The sequence below is a fragment of the Paenibacillus jamilae genome, assembly GCF_050482105.1.
Lineage (GTDB): Bacteria > Bacillota > Bacilli > Paenibacillales > Paenibacillaceae > Paenibacillus > Paenibacillus jamilae_B.
This window is the reverse complement of record NZ_JBCNHI010000032.1, coordinates 1-4,516: the sequence shown is the minus strand read 5'-3', so window position 1 is coordinate 4,516 and position 4,516 is coordinate 1. Positions and strand designations below refer to the sequence as shown.

1 protein-coding gene is annotated in these 4,516 nt (G+C 49.9%); it reads right to left on the bottom strand.

What is annotated here, in order from left to right; translation table 11 throughout:
- Positions 1-4,516 (bottom strand): condensation domain-containing protein (locus ABEW32_RS24565; RefSeq protein WP_430192680.1); only part of this gene is annotated, 4,516 nt, incomplete at both ends.

The window sequence follows — 4,516 nt, the reverse complement described above, 5'->3', positions numbered from 1 at the left end:
GCCACATGCTGTGGCGGCAACGCTTCACCACTGGCAAAGACATGGCGCAGCGTGCCCAGCTTCGCTTGCATCACTTCCCGCGGCTGCTGCTCCACATATTCGAGGAATGCATGCAGCATCGCCGGCACAAAGTGCATCGTGCTCACACCATCGCGGGCAATCGTGTCCACGATGTCTTCCGGGTTCTTTTCTCCGCCGACCGACAGCAGGCTTACCTTCGAGCCGACCATCGACCACCAGAACAGCTCCCATACCGACACGTCGAAGGTGAAGGCCGTCTTTTGCAAGATCGTATCTGCTCCACTCAACCCGTAGCGATTATGCATCCACAAAATCCGGTTCAGCACGGAATGGTGCTCTACCATTACGCCCTTCGGTTTTCCGGTCGAACCGGACGTGTAGATGACGTACGCGACATGATGCGGTCCGGCCAGGGGCTCCAAATTCGAGCTGTCTTCGTGGTAAATGTTCTTGCCATCCTGCTCCTGACGATCTAGCACCAGCACCTGACCATCGAAAATCAGCGACGCTTGCTCCGCCTGATGCGATTGTGTCAGCACCAGCTTCGCTCCTGAGTCCTCCAGCATGAAGCGGATACGGTCAGCCGGATATTCCGGATCGATCGGTACATAAGCGCCGCCGGCCTTGAGGATCGCATAGATGCCTACGATCATGTCCAGTGAACGCTGCACCAGAATGCCCACCGGCTGATCCGGTTCTACTCCTTCCGCACGCAAGGTGCGTGCGAGACGGTTGGCTCGCTCGTTCAGCTCACGGTAGGTCAACGATTCCGCTCCGCACAGTACCGCCACTTGCTCTGGTGTATTTGCCGCCTGCTGCTCAAACAGACTGCTTAGCGTCTGATCCTGCGGATAAGCTGCCGCCGTATCTCCCCACACCTGAACGATCTGTGCCTGCTCTTCCGGTGTCACCAATGTCAGCTCATTCACTCGGATATGCGGATTGTTCACGATTTGCTCGATGACGTAGCTGATATGACCATGGATACGTTCCATTGCAGACTTGTTATACACCAGAGCATTGTACTCAAGCAGAATAGAGATATCTTCATCAGGCAATACAATCAGATTAAAATCGTAGTTGGTTTGCTCTGCAAGTGCCACGTTGGCAATAGAGAAGCCTGTTTGTTCCCTTGTCTCGCTGAAACCGCCCATCTGCTTCATCTGCTGCCCGATTGGGTAGTTTTCAAAGACCATGATGTGATTAACCAGGTCTTGTTTTTGTTCAGTCAGTGCCTGGATTTCGTACAACGGGAACGTGTCATAGACACTGGAGGCCAGAGCCTGTTCCTGTGTACGCTGCAATACTTCAGCAAATGTAGCATTCTGTGCACTGCATAGGCGTACCGGAATCGTGTTAATAAACAAACCGATCATGTTCTCCACACCCGGAATTTCTGCTGGACGGCCGGATACAACACTACCAAACACAACATCCTGATTATTATTGTATTTCTGTAAAATAACGCCCCAAACGCTTTGCAGCAATGTGTTAATCGTTACATGCTGTTGTTTGGCAATTTGGTTTAATGCGGCACTTCGCTCTTTGCCCAACATAAATGGCAGCTTTTCCGAAACGTAGCCGGAATTTGAACTTCCACCGCTTTTGTCTGAATCTTTATACAACCCTACTTCAGAAGCTTGTGAGTTCTCACTAGGCAACAATGTTTGCTGCTCAAAACCTGCCAAGTAGTCACTCCAATAGCGGGTCGCTTCCTGTGAATCTTGACATTCCAACCATTCGATATAGTCACTATACGGCTTGACAGGTGCGAGTTCTGGCTGCTTGTTCTCGAGCAAGGCAAAATATGCACTGAATACTTCGTCTGTCATTAGTGACAGGCACCAGCCATCCATTACGATATGATGGAAGCTCCATACAAAACGGTACGAGCTATCATCCGTGCGGAAGACGGCTACGCGCATGAGCGCATCCTTGGTTAAATCAAAGCTCTGAGCTTTATCCTGGGACACAAATTCAGCTACAGCGTGTTCATGCCCTCTGGCATCTTCATAACGGAAGCACAAATTTTTGTGACGGTAGACTATTTGCAAGGGTTGACCATGCCAGCCGCTGTAGAAATTTGTCCGTAATATAGCATGCCGGCTAACCAGCAGCTTTAGGCTTTCCTCGAATATAGATGGCGCAAAGTGGCCTTCAAGGTCAAAGGTAGCCTGCTCAAAATACACACCTGTTTCTGCATTCATCAGGCTGTGAAACAGCATGCCCTTTTGCATGGGAGTTAACGGGTACACATTTTCCAATTCCCCAACTGCCTTTGTCTGCTCCTTAATCGTATCTAGTTGCTCCAGTGTCAGGCCTTTAAACAGCACATCACTTGGAGTCAATTCGGTCTGTTCCCGTGTGACACAATGCTCGATAATTTCAAGTAGATTAGCCTTTAACAGATCAGCCAGCATCTGCGCTGTGTCCTTACGGAAGGCTTTGCCGTTATACCGAATAACGAGTTCCAGAATGCCGTTCATTACGATCCCGCTCACATCAAGAGCATCCTTCATCTTTGTCCGGTCACTAACGACCGATTCCATCGGGTAAGGAGATATATGGATATCGCTGTTTTGCAAGTCCTGATCAAACTGTCCGAGATAGTTAAAGCTCACTTGCGGCTCGGCAAAAGCTTGATGTTGACCAAGATTCAGTACATCTGCTTGCTGACTAATGGCTTGGCCGGATTCACTCAAATATCTCCAGATTCCGTAGCCAATTCCTTTATTCGGGATACGGCGCAGGCACTCTTTAACCCGTTTGATGTTTCCCGACAAAGCATGATCACAACCAATGTCTAGCAATATTGGATATTGACTCGTAAACCAGCCTACAGTACGAGAAATGTCCGCATCCGGCAAAATATTCTCACGTCCGTGTCCCTCTAAATTAATCAGACTGCGTTCATGACCAGTCCACGTGTACAGCATCATGCCCAATGCAGTCAGAAGCAGATCGTTCACTTCCGTGTTATATGCGTGGTGTGCTTGCTTCAATAGTCTTTCTGTCTCTTCTTCCGTAAGCTGGAAGACCACTGTATCCGTGCCAGCCAAGCTAAATGAGTCGGCCTGCGCTTGATCCTCAGGCAAACGCACTTGGTTAGACAAAGCGGCTGCGTTCAATTGCTCCCAGTAGGCGTGTTCACTTTCCATTGCTGTGCTGTTCGCATACTTGGAAAGTTCTTGCGACCAGAAGCGAAATGAATCCGTTTTGTCTGGTAACTGAAGTACCTCTGCATGAATGGCCTGTTCATAGGCTGCGGCCAAATCCTCAAACAAAATACGCCATGATACCCCGTCTACTACCAAATGGTGAATCGCCATCAGGAGATGGTCCCCATCTGCACAGTGGAACAAACCAGCCTTCAACAAAGGCCCTTCATGCAGCTGGATGCTACTTTGAATTTCACTGGCTTTCGCCTCAATTGCTGCACTGAGCGTGGCTTCATCCGTCAAGTTTGTAAAGTCAACTACGTCCAGGTGGTACAACTCACCCTCCTGTATTCCACGGTTCCATGCTTTATAGCCTCGCTCTGTCTTGCTGAATACCATCCGCAGAGCATCATGATGCTCTGTTAGCTTTCTAAGCGCCTGATGCAGAGCCGACTCGTTAAAGCCCTGCTTCCGATGCAGCATAACCGCCTGATTAAAGTGATCCGCATCTATTTGCTCTTGTGCAAAGAACCAGTGCTGGATTGGAAGCAGAGCCGTTTCCCCACTCACTTCTCCCTGATCTACAATACGACTTACCTCGTATATATGCGATGCCAGTGTTGCAACGATTGGATAGTGGAACAAATCCTTCATGTCCAGCTTATAGCCTGCCTGGAACGCACGGGATACGATTTGAATCGCCTTGATGGAATCGCCGCCCAGATCGAAGAAATTGTCCAAAATACCGACAGTTTGCACGCCCAGGACAGACTGCCAGATCGCTACGAGTGTCCGTTCCGTTACAGTTCGTGGCGCTGCATAATCCGCACCACTGTGCAGACTGCCTTCTGGTGCAGGCAGTTCCTTACGGTCGATTTTACCGTTCGGTGTCAGCGGCATCTGCTCCAACTGAATGAAATACGAGGGCACCATATAACTTGGCAGCTCCTGCCCCAGCTCATATCTCAGCTCACTAGCTCCAAGCTCTTGACTGGCTACGTAGTACGCCACTAGCTGTGTTTGGCCAGTTTCGTCCGCACGGGCCATGATGACCGCTTCTTGCACTGACTCCACTTGCAATAGCTGCGATTCGATCTCACCCAGTTCGATCCGATAGCCTCTGATTTTCACCTGATGGTCGATTCGACCCAGATATTCAATGTTGCCATCCGGCATCCATCTCGCCAAATCGCCGGTGCGGTACATCCGCTCATTCCCTGTTTTGCCTTCGGCAAACGGGTTCTCTACAAATTTCTCTGCCGTTAGTTCTTCGCGTTTCCAATACCCACGGGCTAATCCTTCCCCTGCAATACATAATTCGCCCGGTACACCGATTG